The 17,481-nt window shown below is 62.8% G+C and carries 13 protein-coding genes; 8 read left to right on the plus strand and 5 right to left on the minus strand.

Annotated elements, in window-relative coordinates:
* Positions 1-482 precede the first annotated feature (482 nt).
* From ABD819_RS00380 to ABD819_RS00410, 7 genes are all read left to right on the plus strand, one after another.
* The gene (locus ABD819_RS00380) at positions 483-2,990 is read left to right on the plus strand and encodes an SNF2-related protein (RefSeq protein ID WP_345120344.1); all 2,508 of its coding nucleotides are present in this window, start codon (positions 483-485) and stop codon (positions 2,988-2,990) included.
* Between the two features lie 158 nt (positions 2,991-3,148).
* Positions 3,149-3,589, plus strand: a complete 441-nt coding sequence (locus ABD819_RS00385; protein ID WP_345119770.1) for an SRPBCC family protein — start codon at positions 3,149-3,151, stop codon at positions 3,587-3,589.
* 42 nt (positions 3,590-3,631) lie between these two features.
* On the plus strand, positions 3,632-4,828 hold the full coding sequence (locus ABD819_RS00390; protein ID WP_425553896.1) for a class I SAM-dependent rRNA methyltransferase: 1,197 nt from the start codon (positions 3,632-3,634) through the stop codon (positions 4,826-4,828).
* 58 nt (positions 4,829-4,886) lie between these two features.
* Positions 4,887-6,404 (plus strand): 1-hydroxycarotenoid 3,4-desaturase CrtD, encoded by a 1,518-nt coding sequence (gene crtD / locus ABD819_RS00395; protein WP_345119772.1) that lies wholly within the window; start codon positions 4,887-4,889, stop codon positions 6,402-6,404.
* A gap of 99 nt (positions 6,405-6,503) precedes the next feature.
* Positions 6,504-7,184, plus strand: a complete 681-nt coding sequence (locus ABD819_RS00400) for a carotenoid biosynthesis protein (RefSeq protein WP_345119773.1) — start codon at positions 6,504-6,506, stop codon at positions 7,182-7,184.
* 72 nt (positions 7,185-7,256) lie between these two features.
* Complete coding sequence (locus ABD819_RS00405) at positions 7,257-7,871, plus strand: TetR/AcrR family transcriptional regulator (RefSeq protein WP_345119774.1); 615 nt, start codon at positions 7,257-7,259, stop codon at positions 7,869-7,871.
* 38 nt (positions 7,872-7,909) lie between these two features.
* A complete protein-coding gene (locus tag ABD819_RS00410; protein WP_345119775.1) occupies positions 7,910-9,631 on the plus strand; it encodes a M28 family metallopeptidase in 1,722 nt (573 codons plus the stop codon).
* A 4-nt stretch (positions 9,632-9,635) separates the two neighbouring features.
* On the opposite strand, the gene ABD819_RS00415 is transcribed toward ABD819_RS00410, so the two are convergent.
* Complete coding sequence (locus ABD819_RS00415; protein ID WP_345119776.1) at positions 9,636-10,067, minus strand: hypothetical protein; 432 nt, start codon at positions 10,065-10,067, stop codon at positions 9,636-9,638.
* 160 nt (positions 10,068-10,227) lie between these two features.
* On the opposite strand from ABD819_RS00415, the gene ABD819_RS00420 reads away from it, so the two are divergent.
* The gene (locus tag ABD819_RS00420; protein WP_345119777.1) at positions 10,228-12,276 is read left to right on the plus strand and encodes a M13 family metallopeptidase; all 2,049 of its coding nucleotides are present in this window, start codon (positions 10,228-10,230) and stop codon (positions 12,274-12,276) included.
* A gap of 193 nt (positions 12,277-12,469) precedes the next feature.
* Here ABD819_RS00420 and ABD819_RS00425 read toward each other — a convergent pair whose 3' ends face one another.
* The 4 genes from ABD819_RS00425 to ABD819_RS00440 all read right to left on the minus strand — a co-directional run bounded on the left by ABD819_RS00425 (position 12,470) and on the right by ABD819_RS00440 (position 17,407).
* Positions 12,470-14,407 (minus strand): ATP-binding protein, encoded by a 1,938-nt coding sequence (locus ABD819_RS00425; RefSeq protein WP_345119778.1) that lies wholly within the window; start codon positions 14,405-14,407, stop codon positions 12,470-12,472.
* A 124-nt stretch (positions 14,408-14,531) separates the two neighbouring features.
* On the minus strand, positions 14,532-14,960 hold the full coding sequence (rpiB, locus tag ABD819_RS00430; RefSeq protein WP_345119779.1) for a ribose 5-phosphate isomerase B: 429 nt from the start codon (positions 14,958-14,960) through the stop codon (positions 14,532-14,534).
* A 126-nt stretch (positions 14,961-15,086) separates the two neighbouring features.
* On the minus strand, positions 15,087-15,959 hold the full coding sequence (gene tatC, locus ABD819_RS00435) for a twin-arginine translocase subunit TatC (RefSeq protein ID WP_345119782.1): 873 nt from the start codon (positions 15,957-15,959) through the stop codon (positions 15,087-15,089).
* Positions 15,960-16,114: 155 nt separating this feature from the next.
* Positions 16,115-17,407, minus strand: coding sequence for a serine hydroxymethyltransferase (locus ABD819_RS00440; RefSeq protein ID WP_345119784.1), 1,293 nt, complete (start codon positions 17,405-17,407; stop codon positions 16,115-16,117).
* Positions 17,408-17,481: the final 74 nt, after the last annotated feature.

The raw sequence follows: 17,481 nt of genomic DNA on the forward strand, positions 1-17,481 counted from the left end.
GCAACCCCGAGCAGGAAACCGCCACCGTGATGGAGCTGCAGGAGCGCCTGCTCACGGTAGAAAACGGCCACGCCACCCTGCCCAAAGGCCAGGCCTTCAAGTGGCTGCACGACAATACGCCCGCCCTCACCGAGCTGGGCTACACCGTAGAAGCGGCCACTACCGCCACCAAAAGCTACTTCATCGGGCCTACCAGCGTGCGCGTGGGCATCCAGGAAGCCGGCGACTGGTTTGATGTGCGCGGCACCGTGCATTTCGGGGACATTGAAATCCCGTTTATCCGCCTGCGCGGGCACATTCTGCAGCGGCGGCGCGAGTTCAAGCTGCCCAACGGCCAGATTGCCATCATCCCCGAGGAGTGGTTCACGGATTACATGGAGCTCTTTGCCTTCGGCGAAGAAACCACCGAGGGCCTCAACCTGCGCCGCCACCACCTCGCCCTGGTGGCTGATTTGCAGAGCAACGAGCTAGCCACTGTGCGCATGGGCCGCAAGCTGGCCAAGCTGCGCGACTTTGCCGAGGTGGAAGACCACCCCCTGCCCAGCGGCTTTATAGGCGAGCTGCGGCCCTACCAGAAAGCCGGCTACAACTGGCTGCGCTTCGTGCAGGACTACCACTTTGGCGGCTGCCTGGCCGACGATATGGGGCTGGGCAAAGCGCAGCCGTTGCACGCCCGCATTCTGACACCGGGCGGCTGGAAAACGATGGGGCAGATGGCCGTGGGCCAGGAAGTCGTCAATTCTGCCGGTGGGATTTCGCGGGTTACGGGCGTGTTCCCGCAGGGGGAAAAAGAAATCTTCCGGGTCGTCTTTACTGATAATTCCACTGCCGAGTGTTGCGCCGAGCACCTGTGGGCCGTGCAAAGCCCGGTGCAGAAATACCGGAGTCAGCAGTACCGTACCAAAACCCTGGCCGAGCTACACGGCGACTTGCACGACAAGTATGGCAACACGAAATGGTTCATTCCACTGGTGCAGCCCGTACGGTTCGCGGCCCGGCCCGTGCCCATCGACCCCTACCTGCTGGGGCTATTGCTGGGCGACGGCTGCTTTCGCAACAACCGCATCGGTTTGTCGTCCGGAGATGCGGAAATTGTGGCCTACGCGCGGCAAGCAGTGCCCCCAGGCATGATATTGCGCCCGCAGCCCAGCTCCTGCGACTACCTGATTATAAAAGAAACGCCCAACAACTTTACCAACGAGTTGATGCGGAGCGTAGAACAGCTGGGCCTGAAGGACCGAAAGTCGCACGACAAATTCATTCCTGAAGCCTACTTGCTCAACGACGTGACTACCCGCGTGGCCATGTTGCAGGGCCTGCTGGATGCTGATGGCTACGTATCGGCCGATGGCGTCACTTGTCAGTACACGTCAGTTTCCAGCCAGCTGGTGGACGGTGTGACGTTTCTGGTGCAATCATTGGGCGGTACGGTCAGGGCTTCGTCCAGAATCCCAACCTATACCTACGCTGGCGAGCGGCGGGCCGGCCAACTGGCCCATACCCTCACGCTGAGTTTACCCCCACACCTCGCGCCCTTCCGCCTGACGCGCAAGGCCGCCTTGTACCGACCCAAAACTAAATACCAGCCCTACCGGGGCATCAAGTCCATCGAGTTGACTGGCACCATGCCGGCGCAGTGCATCTCGGTAGACGCGCCCGACCATTTGTACGTGACGGACAATTTTGTCCTGACGCACAACACCGTCATGACGCTCACCATGCTGCTCCAGCGCCGCGAAAGTGGCGAGGCGCAAGGTGCGGCTTCGTTGCTGGTGCTGCCTACTTCGCTGGTTTTCAACTGGTTGAATGAGGCCCGAAAGTTTACGCCCGACCTACGCCTGCTGGCTTACACTGGCACCTACCGCGACAAAAACCCCGACCAGTTTGCCGACTACGATGTGGTGCTGACCAGCTATGGCATCGTGCGCCTCGATACCGACCTGCTGACCAGCTACAAGTTCGACTACGTGATTCTGGACGAGTCGCAGGCCATCAAAAACCCGTCGAGCACCACCTCGCAGGCCGTGCGGCAGCTGCGCTCCAAGCACCGGCTCATCCTCACCGGTACGCCGGTGGAAAACAGCACCATGGACCTGTGGTCGCAGATGTCCTTCATTAATCCCGGCTTGCTGGGCACGCAGGCCTTTTTCCGCAAGGAGTTTCTGAAGCCCATTGAGAAACACCAGGATGAGGGCCGCACCCGGCGGCTGCACGCCCTCATCAAGCCGTTCATTCTGCGTCGGCACAAAGCCCAGGTAGCCAAGGAGCTGCCCGCAAAGACGGAGCAGCTCAGCTACTGCCAGATGACGGAGGAGCAGGCCCACGCCTATGAGGAAACCAAGAGCTTCTACCGCAATAAAATCCTGCGTAATCTGGACGAGAATGGCCCGGCCAGCACGCAGTTCCTGCTGCTTCAGGGCCTGACGCGCCTGCGCCAGATTGCCAACCACCCGCGCCTGGCCGACGAAACGTACACCCACGAATCGGGCAAGCTGCGCGAGGTGCTGCGCATGATTCGCAACGTGGTGGCCGAAGGGCACAAGGTTTTGGTATTCAGTCAGTTTGTGCAGCACCTGGCGCTGGTGCGTGCCGCCCTTGATGAGCGTCAGCTGGCCTACGCCTACCTCGACGGCGCCACCCGCGACCGGCCGGCCGAAGTGGCCCGTTTCCAGGAAACCGAAGACCTCAAAATCTTCCTCATCAGCCTGAAAGCCGGCGGCGTAGGCCTCAACCTGACGGCGGCCGACTACGTGTTCATCCTCGACCCGTGGTGGAACCCCGCCGTGGAGGCCCAGGCTGTGGACCGCGCCCACCGCATTGGCCAGCTGCGCCCGGTGTTCACCTATAAGTTCATCACCCAGGGCACGGTGGAGGAGAAAATCCTGGCCCTGCAGCGCCGCAAGCTGGCCCTGGTGAGCGAGCTGATTGCCACCGACGAGGCCGTCATCAAAAACCTCACGCGGGAGGATATTGAGGAGCTGCTGGGGTAGGCCGTTATCCCACGTCAAAAGGTATTGGTGGCCGCAACTGGAGCAGCGCTCCGGCGCTTCACGCGGCCTGGCCTGCTCAGCAACGGGTTCCTGCCCGATTGGAAGTAAGCGCAGCCGGTCACACCAAACAATACGGGCGGCGGGACGTTAGCACGACTATGCACGTTACCCTTCGCACCGCCGTGGGCCAGCCGCCGGCCCAGGTTATGGCCGGCTTCACACGGGCCCTGTTTGAGGCCCTGGCCCCGCCGTTTCCGCGCTTGCGGGTACTTCGATTTGATGGCTGCCGCATTGGCGACCACGTCGACATCGAGCTGGATACGCTGGTGACACGCCTGAGCTGGACCTCGCTGATTGTGGATGCTGGCGTGCTGCCCGATGGCACTCACTTTTTCGTGGACGAAGGCCAGCGCCTGCCGCCGCCCCTGCGCTACTGGCGGCACCGCCACCTCATCGAGCCCGGCCCCAACGGGGGCAGCGTGATTGTCGATGCGCTGGAATACCGCACCGCGTCGCGGCTGCTCGACAGGCTGCTGTACCCGGCCATGTGGGCGCAGTTTGCCTGGCGCAAGCCCATTTACCGGCGCTGGTTTCGGTAGCGGAGCCAGCCCCGGCATCTGGCCGTACCTTTGTGGGCTATGCTGAACCCCGCCACCATCGTCCTCAAAAACGGAAAAGACCATTCCTTACGCCGCCGCCACCCGTGGGTATTCTCCGGGGCCATTGCCCGAGTGAAGGGCGAGGCCGCCGAGGGCGACCCCGTGCGGGTCGAAGCCATTGATGGCGAGCTGCTGGGCGTAGGGCATTTTTCAGGCGGCGGCTCCATCGCCGTGCGCATGCTGGACTTTGGCGAAAACGCCACCCTGCCCACGCCGGAATTCTGGCAGGCCAAGCTGGGCAATGCCTACCAGTTGCGCCAGCGCCTGCGCCTGACCGGCGCGGCCGATACCGACGTTTTTCGCCTTATTCACGCCGAGGGCGATGGCCTGCCCGGCCTGATTATCGACGTGTACGGCGACGTGGCCGTGGTGCAGGCCCACAGCGTGGGCATGTACCGGGCCCGCCCCGACATTGCGGCGGCCCTGCAAGTGGTATTCGGCAATAAGCTGCGGGCCATTTATGACAAGAGCGCCGAAACCGTGCCCGGCAACGCCGTGCCCGATGCTCAGAACGGCTACCTTTTCGGCGAGAGTACCGGCGCTGAGCACCTGGTGACTGAAAACGGCCACCAGTTTGCCGTGGATTGGGAAACGGGCCAGAAAACCGGCTTCTTCATTGACCAGCGCGACAACCGCGCCCTACTGGCCCGCTACTCGCCCGGCCGCAAGGTCCTCAATACGTTCTGCTACACCGGCGGCTTTTCAGTGTATGCGCTGGAAGCGGGCGCTGAGCTGGTGCATTCCGTCGATTCGAGCAAGAAGGCCATTGCCCTCACCGAGCGCAACGCCGAGCTCTCGAACCACGCCGACCGCCACGCCGCCTACCCCGACGATGTGCTGGGCTTCCTGAAAAACCACTCGGCCCAGTACGACCTGCTGGTGCTCGACCCGCCGGCTTATGCCAAGCACATGGGGGCCCGCCACGCCGCCCTGATGGGCTACAAGCGCCTGAACGCGGCCGGTATTGCCCACCTCGCGCCGGGCGGCCTGCTCTTCACCTTCAGCTGCTCGCAGGTGGTGAGCCCCGAATTATTTGAGGGCGCGGTGCTGGCCGCGGCCATTGAGGCGGGCCGGCCGGCGCGCATTCTGCACCGCCTCACCCAGCCCGCCGACCACCCGGTAAGCCTGTTTCACCCGGAAGGTGCTTACCTGAAAGGCCTGGTGCTGGCGGTGGAATAGCCCGCGGCTATTTTTATCGGAGCATAACCTCGCTGGCAGTGCGGCGGTTGTGCTCCGAATGAATTCGCAACCTGTGAAGCAAGCCAAAGCCTCCTCTATTTCCCCCAAACAACCAGTCGCCGTTATCGGCGCGGGCATTGCCGGGCTGGCTACGGCGGTGCGGCTGGCCGTGGCGGGCCACGCCGTGACGGTATTTGAAGCCGCCGCCACGTTTGGGGGCAAAATGCACCAGTTTGCGCTGCCCGGTGGCTACCGGTTTGATGCCGGGCCGTCGCTGTTCACGCTGCCGCAGCTGGTGGATGATATTTTCCGGTTGGCGGGCCGCGAGCCGGCCGACTACTTCCGCTACGAGCGCCTCGACCCCATTACCCAGTACTTTTTTGCCGATGGCACCCGGCTCACGGCCTGGGCCGACGCGGCGAAGTTCGCGGCCGAAGTGGAGGAAAAGCTGGACACGCCCGCGGCGGACGTCACGCAGTTTCTGAGCCGCAGCGGCAAGGCCTACGATGCCACGGCGGGCACGTTCCTGCACAAGTCGCTGCACAAGGCCGGCACCTACCTCAGCGCCGAAACGCTGAAGGCCGTGGCCGCGCTGCCCCAGCTGGGGCTGCTGGGCACCATGCACCAGCGCCACGCCCGGGCCTTTGCCGACCCGCGCCTGGTGCAGCTTTTCGACCGCTACGCCACCTACAACGGCTCGGACCCCTACCAGGCCCCGGCCACGCTGAGCATGATTCCGCACCTGGAGCACGGCATTGGGGCTTTTTATCCGGAGGGCGGCATCTATGCCATTGCCGCGAGCCTGGCCCGGCTGGCGGCGGAGTTCGGGGTGAAATTCCGCTACAACGAAGCCGTGGAGGAAATCACCGTGGCCGAAGGCCGAGTAACCGGCCTGCGCACGGCCCTCGACGTGTACGACTTTGGCCGGGTGGTGAGCAACATGGACGTGGTGCCCACCTACCGCCGCCTGCTGCCGCAGCAGCCCGCGCCCGAGCGCACGCTCAGCCAGCCGCGCTCCTCGTCGGCGCTGATTTTTTACTGGGGAATTGCCCGCGAGTTTCCCGAGCTGGATTTGCACAACATCTTCTTCTCCGAGGACTACCAGCGTGAGTTTCAAGCCATTTTTCAGGAGAAGACCGTGGCCGACGACGTGACGGTGTACGTGAATGTGACCTCCAAGAAAACCCCCACCGATGCCCCGGCCGGCCACGAAAACTGGTTTGTGATGGTGAACGTACCCCACGACCAGGGCCAGGACTGGGCCGCCCTCACGGCGCACACCCGCCGCGTGGTGCTGGCCAAACTCAGCCAGGCGCTGGGCACCGCTATCGAGCCGCTGATTGCCGCCGAAAAGGTCTGGACGCCGCCCGGCATCGCGGCCGATACGTCGTCGTTCGGCGGGGCGCTCTACGGCAGCTCCTCCAACAACGCGCTGGCGGCGTTTTTGCGGCACCCCAATTTTTCGGGGCGGCTCGATGGGCTGTACTTTTGCGGCGGCTCGGTGCATCCGGGCGGCGGCATTCCGCTGTGCCTGCTGTCAGCCAAAATCGTTTCGTCTCTTATCAATGAAGAATGACAGGGAATTGAGGATTAAGGATTAAAAATTAAGAATGCCCGCGGGGGCATCTGAGTTCTTACTTTTTAATCCTTAATCCTCAATTCTTAATTCCCTCCTATGGTTGACTACTCCGAGCCGCTCCCGGCCGTGACCACTACCCGGCTGCGCGTGGCCCAGGGCGTGGTGCTGCTGTTCCACATCACGGGTTTCGTGGGGCTGGCTTTTTCGAAGAATCCCGACTTCTACCTGCGGTTTACGCCGCTCACGCTCGGGCTCACGGCGCTGCTGCTGCTGGCGTTTCAGAAAGACCGGGGGACGGCGTTCTGGGGGTTTTGCCTCACGGTGGCGCTGTTGGGCTTTGTGGCGGAGGTGATTGGGGTGAGTACCAGCCTGCTTTTCGGGCACTACTACTATGGCGACACGCTGGGCGTGAAGCTGCTGGACAGGCCCCCTTTCGTGGGCGTGCCGCCGCTGATTGGCCTCAACTGGCTGGTGCTGACGTACGTGTGCGGCATGCTGGCCCGTTATCTGCCGCTCGGCGAGCTGCCCCGCACCATTCTGGCGGCCTTGCTCATGCTGGGGCTTGACATGTGCATGGAGCCCGTGGCCAGCCGCTTCGATTTCTGGTATTGGTCAAACGACATCATTCCGGCGAAAAACTTCCGCGACTGGTTTATTCTGGCATGCGTGATGCAGATGCTGTTTAACCGGGCCTCGTTCACCAAAAAAAACCCGCTGGTGCCGCTGGTGTACCTGGCGCAGCTGCTGTTTTTTTTCCTACTTGGGGCGGTGAAGTAACTTTATCCGTCCAACGCTCCGCCAAACCGCCCTCCCGGTTTGGCGCTCGAAGTCCTCTTTCCTTTTCCGCTTATGTCCGACGCCACTCTTGCAGGTGCTTCCCTGGAAGCCGCCATGCCCATTTTTTATCAGCAAGGCCTGCAAGGCGCAGCGGACGCGCAGCTCGCTGACGCTCTGCTGACTACTGTACCCAGCTTGACGACCCAGTTTCCCAGTCGGGAGCTGTTGGTGCACCACGTTGTGCTGGCGGATATTGAGCGCCAGAAGCGGGACCACACCGAATTGTACGCGCAATATCCATCGGCCGTGGAGCGCCTTTACGGACTGCTCCAGCTCGGCCTGCGTGACCTGGCAGTGGTGCCGGGCCATTTTTATGCCGACCTGCAAACCGACTTCCCCAAAACCTGGGATGCGCTGATGGAGCACCTGGCCAGCTACTCGGCCCCGCAGCTGCAGCAGCTGCTCAATGATGGAATCCGCAGCCGCCTGTTCCGGTCCGACATCAATATTCAATTGGTAACCAAGATATTGATAGAGCAAATTAACCTGATGCTCAACCCGCAGGTTTTCCCGCCCGACCGGTTTAATATGGCCGAGGTATTCCGCAGCATTTTCCTGTACTACATTCGGGGCATCTGCACCGATGAAGGTGCGCGGATTGCGGCCGAGCATTTTGCCCGGCTGTAGGCAGCCCTGGCCCCGGCCGGGCCTAATTGCTTGTACGGATGCGTTTATTCACGTTGCGCGGGTGGCTGGTGCCGGCCGCGGCGGGCCTGCTGCTAGCGGGCTGCCAGGGCAAAACTTCGTCGTCGGAAACGGCCACGGCTGACAGCCCCACCGAAGCCGTCCCCACCGACACGGCCAGCGTGCCCGCCCCGGCCGATGGCATTACCGCCTCACTCATCGGCCAGCATATCAAGGTGCTGGCTTCGGACGAGTACCAAGGCCGCCGGCCGTTCACGGCGGGCGAGGAGAAAGCCACCGCCTACCTGGCCGCCGAGTTCAAAAAGCTGGGCCTGCAGCCCGGCCCCAATGGCAGCTATTTCCAGGCCGTGCCGCTGGTGGAAATAACGGGTACACCCGACCCCACCGCCACGGTGGCTGGCAACGGCAAGAGCCTGACCCTGACCTACCGCGACGACTACATGTTTCTCACGGAGCGGGAGCAGCCCACAGTCGAAATCAGGAATTTGCCGCTGGTGTTTGCCGGCTACGGCGTGGTGGCCCCCGAGTATAAGTGGGACGACTACGCGGGCCTCGACGTGAAGGGCAAAACCGTGGTGGTGCTGATAAACGACCCCGGCAACGCGGGAAATGACACCACGCTATTCAAGGGCAAGGCCATGACGTACTACGGCCGCTGGGGCTACAAGTACGAAGAGGCCATGCGCCACGGCGCTACCGGCCTGCTCATTATCCACGACACCAAGCCCGCCTCCTACCCCTGGACGGTGGTGCAAAGCAGCAACGGCGGCTCCAAGCTGCACCCCCAAACGCCCGACCATGGCGCCAGCAAGCTCGCCGTGGAAGGCTGGATAACGCTGGATGCGGCCAAGCGCCTGTTCACGGCCGCCGGCCAGAACTATGAGGAAGCCTACACCGCCGCCAACAAGCCCGGCTTTCGCGGCAAAGCCCTGGGCCTGAACCTGAGCACGGTGCTGCACAATAAAATCACGCTCAAAGCCTCGAAAAACGTGGTGGCCGTGCTGCCCGGCACCACCCGGCCGCAGGAGTACGTTATCTACACGGCGCACTGGGACCACCTGGGCATTGGCAAGCCCATTGCCGGCGACTCGATTTACAACGGCGCGCTGGACAACGCCAGCGGCTGCGCCGGCCTGCTCACCATTGCCAATGGCTTTGCGCAAGCCAAGCAGAAACCCGCCCGCAGCATCGTGTTTCTGGCCGTGACCGGCGAGGAGCAGGGCCTGCTGGGCTCGGCCTACTACGCGGCGCACCCGCTGTTTCCGCCGGCTAATACGGTGGCCAACATCAACATGGACGGGCTACTGGGCTTTGGGCCGATGCGTGATTTGACCATCACCGGCTACGGGCAGTCGGACCTGGATGACTACGCCCGCGCCGCCGCCAAGGAGCAGAACCGCTACGTGCTGCCCGACCAGCACCCCGAAACCGGCAGCTTCTACCGCTCCGACCATTTCAGCTTTGCTAAAATTGGCGTGCCGGCCCTGTATGCCAAGGGCGAATTCGACAGCCGCCTGCGTGGCAAAGCTTTCATTGAAGAGCGGCGCAAAGACTTCGAAGCCAAGCGCTACCACCAGCCCGCCGACGAGTATGACCCCCAATGGGACCTGCGCGGCGCGGCGCAGGATGCTCGCCTGCTGTTCCGCATTGGCCAGCAGCTGGCCGGCGAAACGACTTTCCCCCAGTGGAAGGCGGGCTCGGAATTCAAGGCCACGCGGGATAAAAGCCGGGCGGGGAAGTAGCGGCTTAGCGGGCCAGCAGCCAGCCCAGCAGTGCCGCCCGGGCCGTCCAGGCCAGGGTGCGCAGCCAGTTGGTCCGGATAAGGCCGTCGATGGCAATGTAGTCGTAGCCCTGCGCGAGCCGGTTGTGAAAGGGCACGGAGATGAAGAAGGTAACGGCCCAAATCAGCCCGACCAGCGCCAGGCTCCACCAGCCCGCACCGCTGGGCAACCCGGCGCGCCCGGCCCAGGCCAGCCAGATAGCCAGGCCCAGCTCCAGCACCATGGGGGCCAGCACCACGTAGCTCATGCGGCGGGTGTGGGCGGCGTGGAAAGCCTCCCACGCCGCTTTGGGCACCTGCCCGAAGCTGGGGTAATGCACCACCTGCACCGTCCAGATAAGGCCGGTGAGATAGGCGGCGGCGGCAAAGTTGAGGAGCAGCAGGAGGCGAAGCGGCATGGCTGGCAGGATGGTGACGGCGGGAAGATACTGCGGCCCCGAACGGTGCGGGCCGGCTATGCAACAGTTTCCGCCTAACATTGTCGTTGAAACACCCAGAAAGCCCCGTTGGCCCCGCCAGCTTGGACACTCCTTCATTGCCGAAAATCTGCTTCATCGCATGAGAAAACCACTCTTCCTGCTGCCGCTGCTGGCCGCCTTCGTCACGGGCTGCCCGTCCAATTCGCTGAAAACTGCCGAATCCGGCGCCCAGCCCGACCTGCTGCACGCCGCCCTCGACACCACCGTGGCCCCCGGCGACGACTTCTTCACCTACGCCAACGGCACCTGGCTGAAGCAGCATCCCATTCCCGCTTCGGAGAGCAACTGGGGCATCGGCAAGGAGGTGCAGAACGAGGTGTATGCCCGCCTGCGCCAAACCAGTATCGAAGCCGCTGGTGCGAATGCTGCGGCCGGCAGCAACCAGCAGAAAATCGGGGATTTCTGGGCCGTGGGGCTCGATTCGGTGAAGGCCGATAAGTTGGGGGCCGCGCCCCTGAAGCCCGAGCTGGACCGCATCGCGGCCATGAAAACCGTGGCGGAGGTGCCGGGTGTCATCGCCCATGAAATCCCGCTGGGCGTGAACGCCCTCATTGGCCCCCGCGTGAGTCAGGATGACAAGAACAGCGACAAAATGGCCCTCTACCTGCGCCAGGCAGGCCTGGGCCTGCCCAACCGCGACTACTACTTCAACACCGACTCGCGCACCAAAAATATTCGCGCCGAGTATGTAAAGCACGTCGCCAATACCTTCAAGCTGCTGGGCCAGGATGCTCCTGCCGCCCAGGCCAATGCCGCCCGGGTAATGGCCCTGGAAACCACGTTGGCCAAGTCGTCGCGCAAGCTCGAAGCCCTGCGCGACCCGTATGCCAACTACCACAAGATGAGTATCGCGCAGCTCAACAAGCTGACGCCGGGTATCGACTGGAAAACCTGGCTTGGCCAGATGGGAGTCAACAACGTGGATACCGTCATTGTGGGCCAGCCCGAATTTTACCAAACTGCCGGGCAGCTGCTGAAAACCGCCCCGCTGGCTGATTGGCAGGCCTACCTCAGCTGGCAGGTGACGCGCGAGTACGCACCCACGCTCAGCCGCGCATTCGTAGATGAGAACTTCCATTTTTACGGCACGGTGCTGCGCGGGGCCAAGTCCATCCGGCCGCGTTGGAAGCGGGTGCTGGATATGCAGGAAAACGCCCTGGGCGAAGCGCTGGGCCAGCTTTTCGTGAAAGAATACTTCAAGCCCGAGGCCAAGGCCCGCTACGATACGCTGGTGAAAAACGTGGTAGCCGCCTTCGCCGACCACATTCAGAAAGTGGATTGGATGAGCGCGCCCACCAAAGTGGTGGCTTTGGATAAGCTCCATAAAATCACGCCCAAAGTAGGCTACCCCAACAAGTGGAAGGACTACTCGACCCTGACCATTGACCGCAGCTCGTTGGCTGCCAACGTCATGCGCGCCAACCAGTGGCAGTACCGCTACGAGCTGAATAAGCTGGGCAAGCCCGTGGACCGCACCGAGTGGGGCATGACCCCGCAGACCTACAATGCCTACTACAACGGCTCGAATAATGAGATTGTGCTGCCCGCTGCCGCCTTTGCCATCCCCGGCCTGCTCGATGCCGATGCTGACGACGCACTGGTGTACGGCTACGCCGGGGCCAGCACTATTGGCCACGAGCTCACCCACGGTTTCGACGACGAGGGCAGCCAGTACGACGCCCACGGCAACCTGCACGAGTGGTGGAGCAAGGCCGACCGCCAGCGCTTCAACCAGCGCGTGGATGGCATCGTGAAGCAGTTTAATAGCTACACGCTGCTCGATTCGCTGCACATCAACGGCAAGGCTACGGCCGGTGAAAACATTGCCGACCTCGGCGGCATCGTCATCGGCCTCGATGCCTTTAAAAAGACCAAACAGTACAAAGAGGGCAAGAAAATCAACGGCCTCACGCCCACCCAGCGCTACTTCCTGGGCTACGCTTTGGGCTGGCAGAACCACACCCGCGACGAAAGCCTGGCCGCGCAGCTGCTCACCGACGTGCATTCGCCCGCCCAGTTCCGCGTGAACGGCCCCATGGCCGACGTGCCCGCCTTCTACGAAGCCTTCGGCATCAAGCCCGGCCAGAAGCTGTACCGCCCCGATTCGACGCGCGTGGTGATTTGGTAGCCGCCTGTCATTGCGAGGGCGCAGCCCGTGGCAATCCGTCCTGGGTACGCGACCAGCCCTAAATTGCGACAATTACCTCCTATTGACAAAAATCCCCGGCACTGCGCAGTGCCGGGGATTTTCACGTTATTCAGGCTAGTCGCTGAGAAGAGGACGGATTGCTTCGTCCTTCGTCCTCGCAATGACAGCCCCTCTACTTGGCCATCGGCAGACTCACCGTCACATTAGTACCGGCACCGGGGCGGCTCTGGATGACGAGCGTGCCGCCGTGCCGATGCACAAAGGCCCGGCACAGGGCCAGGCCCAGTCCCAAGCCTTTGGCCCGCGGCGTGGCCTCGGGCTCGGGCAGGGCGGGGCCGCTCATGAGGGCGGCAATAGTGGCCGGCTGCATGCCCGGCCCGGTATCGGTACAGCTGAGCAGCACCATCTGCGGGTCGGCGGGGTCGGGGGCGGCTTCGAGGTGGACGTGGCCGTCGTTGGGCATGAATTTGAGGGCGTTGCCCACCAGATTGCGCAGAATAGTGCGGGCCATGTTGCGGTCGGCCAGCAGGTGCAGGCCCGTGGGCGCGGCCATGGTAATGTGCTGCCCGCTGGCGGCGGCCGTGGTTTGGTACAGGGCCTGGCACTCGGCAAACAGCTCCGACACCAGCAAGGGGGCGGGGCGGCAGTCCAGCTCGCCGGTCTGGCTCACGGCCCAGTTCAGGACGTTGTCGAGCAGGTGGTTGAGGCTTTCGGAGGCCTGGCGCACCAGGGCGGGCAGGCGGGCCAGGCCCACCTGGTCGTTGTGGGCGATATAGGAATCAATCAGGCTGGTGACACCGGCAAAGGCCGTGACCGGGCCGCGCAGGTCGTGGGCCACAATGGCGTAGAGCTTGTCTTTGAACACGGCCACGGTGCGCAGCTCGGCCGAGGCTTTTTCCAGCGCCTGATTGTTGGCGGCCAGGGCAGTACGGCTGCGGCGCAGGTTACGATGCAAATACACGGCTACCAGCAGGCAAAGCGCCAGTACTGCCACGGCGCTGCCCAGCAGGCGACTGTGCCACACCTCCTCTTGGTGCGCGGCCGTAAGCTGGCGCAGGCGGCGGGCGCGCTCCTGGGTTTCGTAGCTGACCTGGGAGGCTGCCAGCGTCTGAATGGTTTCCCGATTATTGAGGGTATCGTTCAGCGCCACGTAGTGCTGGTTCCACTCGTAGGCCTGGCGGAAGTCGCTGCGCTCGGCAGCCTCGGCGGCCAGAATGCTGTACGCATCCAGCACGCGCTCAAGATAGCCGCTTTGGCGCGCCAGGCGCAGGGCTTCCCGCGCGGCCGCATCGGCCCGCACCGGCTCATCATTCTGGATGTAGTACAGGGCAAACATCACCAGCTGGTCGGCCTGGTTGCGCACCGCTTGCTGCCGGCGGCTAATGGCCAGCGCCTGAGTCAGCAGGCGCTTCACGCGGGGCAGATTTCCGGTTTGAAGCTGGTAGGCAGCCAGGCTGGACAGGTAGGTGGCCTCGGCCGTCGAGTCGCTGCCGCGCCGGGCCAGGGCCAGGGCCAGCGAGTCGAAGTGCATAGCCTGCGGGTACTGCTTGCGGAAATAATACAGGCTGCCCACGTTGCCCAGCAGCTTCATGCGGGTGCGGGGCGTCACGGTGGCTTGTGCAGCCAGGCCCAGGGCCCGGCGGTAGTGCTGCCACGCCGTAGCCGAATCGCCCCGCTCGTGGTAGATACTACCCTGGGCCGTGTAGGTGCGGGCCAGCGCATCGGAGTTGTGCTGGGCGCGGGCCAGCCGCTGGGCTTCGGATAGCAGCGAAAGGGCCTCCGGCCCATTAGACAGGTTGGCGTAGCAGCTGGCCAGGGTGAGCAGGCCGCGCAGCAGGCCGGGGCCCTGCTCATCGGCGGGCAGGGTGCGGGCCAGCGTCACGGCGGCCTCGCCGTAGCGCAGGGCGCGGGCGGGCTGCTCGTCGTGCAGCTCGTAGCACAGCTTGGTGAGCAGCCGCAGGCGGGTAGTGTCGGGCAGGTGGGTAGCCAGCTTCTGCCGCAGCGCATCGACGCTGGCCACCGCTGGCGGCCGGGCCGCGGCCGGGCCCGCCAGCCCCAGCCACCCCAGGGCCATCAGCCATATCAGCAAAAATCCGGGCCGCGTTATCATAGGCTGTACAGTGCTAGCCAAAGATAAGCACAGCCGTCCATATTCACGCTTTAATGCTATTTCAAGATTTCCCCTTGAAACCAGAAGCCCAGGGCTTACTGCCTGAATATCAGCTCAATCGGGCTTAGCTGTTTATTTTGGCTACCCGCTGCTGATGCCGGCCGCCTTCAAAATCAGTTTTCAGGAAAACCGATACAATTTCCTGCGCCTGCTCGCTGCCGATGTAGCGGGCCGGCAGGCACAGCACGTTGGCGTTGTTATGCTGCCGGGCCAGCGCGGCCAGCTCGGGCAGCCAGGCAATGGCGGCCCGCACGCCCGCGTGCTTATTGGCCGTGATGCATACGCCATTGGCCGAACCGCAGAGGATAATACCCAGGTCGTAGGTGCCGGTTTCGACAGCCATAGCCAGCGGGTGGGCCACGTCGGGATAGTCCATCGAGTCGGCAGAATAGGTGCCGAAATCCCTGATTTCATGGCCTTGCTCACCCAGCCAGGCACGAAGTATTTCCTTCTGGGCGAAGCCGGCGTGGTCGGAGCCAAGGGCGATTTTCATGGGAGTAGGGAAGGGAAAGTGGGAGAACGTCATGCAGAGCGCAGCGAAGCATCTTTACTGCGTAAGTAATCGGAGTTAGTACTAAGGTAAAGATGCTTCGCTATGCTCTGCATGACGTTCTCACCCTTACGCCTGCGCGGCGTCGCGCTCGGCCTGCCGGGCCAGCTTGGCGTTGAGGCGGGCGGCATCGCCGCGCCGCACCACGCGGGCAATGTGAATGCTGAGCTCGTAGAGCAGCAGAATGGGAATGGTTACGATAATCTGGGCCGAAATGTCGGGTGGCGTCACAATGGCCGCAATGATGAGGATGACCACGATGGCGTGCTTGCGGTACACCTGCATAATTTCGGGCGACACAATGCCCGCTTTGGCCAGGAAGAAGACAATCATGGGCAACTCGAACACAAGGGCGCACGATACGCTCATGGTCGTGAGCGTACTCAGGTAGCTCTGCATGTCAATCTGGTTTTCGATGCTGGCATCGACCACGTAGCCGGCCAGGAAGTTGATGCTCAGCGGGGCGGCGATGTAGTAGCCAAACAGCAGGCCCATGATAAATAGTATCGACACGAAAAACACGGCGCCCTGCGAGTTCTGCCGCTCGTGCGGGTAGAGGCCGGGCTTCACGAAGCGCCAGATTTCCCAGAACAGGTAGGGAAATGCCAGCAGAATACCCACAATGAACGAGGTGCTGATGTGCATGGTGAGCTGCCCGCTCATCTCGCGGTTCTGAATCACGAAGCCCACATCGTTGATGCACAAGTCGGGTGCGTGCACCAGCTCGCCAAACTTGCAGAACATGCGGTAGGTCCAGAAATCGGGCCGCGAGGGGCCCAGAATCAGGTCGTGAAACAGAAAATCTTTGGCGAAAAACGCCCCGGTGGCAAACACGACCACCGAAATTGCCGCCCGGATAATGTGCCAGCGCAAGGCCTCCAGATGGTCGATGAAGGACATTTCGTGCGGTTCGCCCGAGGGTTTGAGTGGTTGGGGTTGCACGGAAATCAATGGGTGAGGGAGTGAATGGGTGAATGGGTGAAGGAGGAATCGCGAGAACTTACGAGAAAACCGGAGCTGGGGCCGAAGCAGACGCACTTCCCGCTTTCTCGCAAATTCATTCACTCAGTCACTCACTCACCCATTCACTCATTGAATTAGGCAAACAGCGGGTAGTCCTGCAGCCAGGAATTGACCTGGGCGCGCACCTGCCCGATGCGGGTTTCGTTGTCGTGGTGCATCAGGGTTTCGTCAATCAGCTCCACGATGCGGTGCATGTCGGTTTCGCCCAGGCCGCGGGTAGTTACGGCCGCCGAGCCAATGCGGATGCCGCTGGTCACGAACGGCGACTTATCGTCGAAGGGCACCATGTTTTTGTTGATGGTGATATCGGCGCGCACCAGCGTGTTTTCGGCCAGCTTGCCGCTGAGCCCCTTTGAGCGCAGGTCAATCAGCATGAGGTGGTTGTCGGTACCGCCCGAGATGATGTCGTAGCCGAGGCCCACGAAGCCCTTGGCCAGCGCCTGCGCGTTGCGGGCCACCTGCTGGGTGTAGGTCCGGTAGTCGTCGGTCAGCGCTTCGCCGAAGGCCACGGCTTTGGCGGCAATAACGTGCTCGAGCGGCCCGCCCTGGGTGCCGGGAAACACGCCCGAGTCGAGCAGGGCCGACATGAGGCGGATTTCGCCCTTCGGGGTTTTCAGGCCGAAGGGGTTGTCAAAATCCTGGCCCAGCATGATGAGGCCGCCACGGGGGCCGCGCAGCGTTTTGTGGGTGGTGGTCGTCACAATGTGGCAGTGCTCGAAGGGCGAGTTCAGCAAGCCCGTGGCGATGAGGCCCGAGGGGTGCGAGATATCGGCCAGCAGCAGGGCCCCTACTTCGTCGGCGGCTTCGCGCAGGGCGGCGTAGTCCCAGTCGCGGGAGTAGGCCGAGGCCCCGCAGATAATCATCTTGGGGCGCTCGCGGCGGGCAATTTCCTTGATTTTGCTCCAGTCGATGAGGCCGGTTTCGCGCTCCACGCCGTAGAAGCTGGGCACGAAGTATTTGCCCGAAAAGTTGACCGACGAGCCGTGGGTGAGGTGGCCGCCGTGGCTCAGGTCAAAGCCCAGAATTTTATCGCCGGGCTTGAGACAGGCCAGAAACACGGCGGCGTTGGCCTGGGCTCCGGAGTGGGGCTGCACGTTGGCCCAGGCCACGCCAAATAGCTCCTTCACGCGGTCGATGGCCAGTTGCTCCACCTGGTCCACGATTTCGCAGCCACCGTAGTAGCGCTTGCCGGGCAGGCCCTCGGCATATTTATTGGTGAGCACGGAGCCCTGGGCGGCCATCACCTGTTCCGACGCATAGTTTTCGGAGGCAATGAGTTCGAGGCCGTGGGTCTGGCGGGTTTTCTCCTGCGCGATGAGGTCGAAAACGGCGGTGTCGAGGAGGCGGACGGGAGCGGCTGTTTGCATAAGCGTAAAGGTAATAGGGGATACGGGGATGGCGAGAGGAGACGAAGAAACGTCATGCCGAGCGTAGCCGAGGC

The sequence above is a fragment of the Hymenobacter antarcticus genome, assembly GCF_039539545.1.
GTDB classification, from domain to species: domain Bacteria; phylum Bacteroidota; class Bacteroidia; order Cytophagales; family Hymenobacteraceae; genus Hymenobacter; species Hymenobacter antarcticus.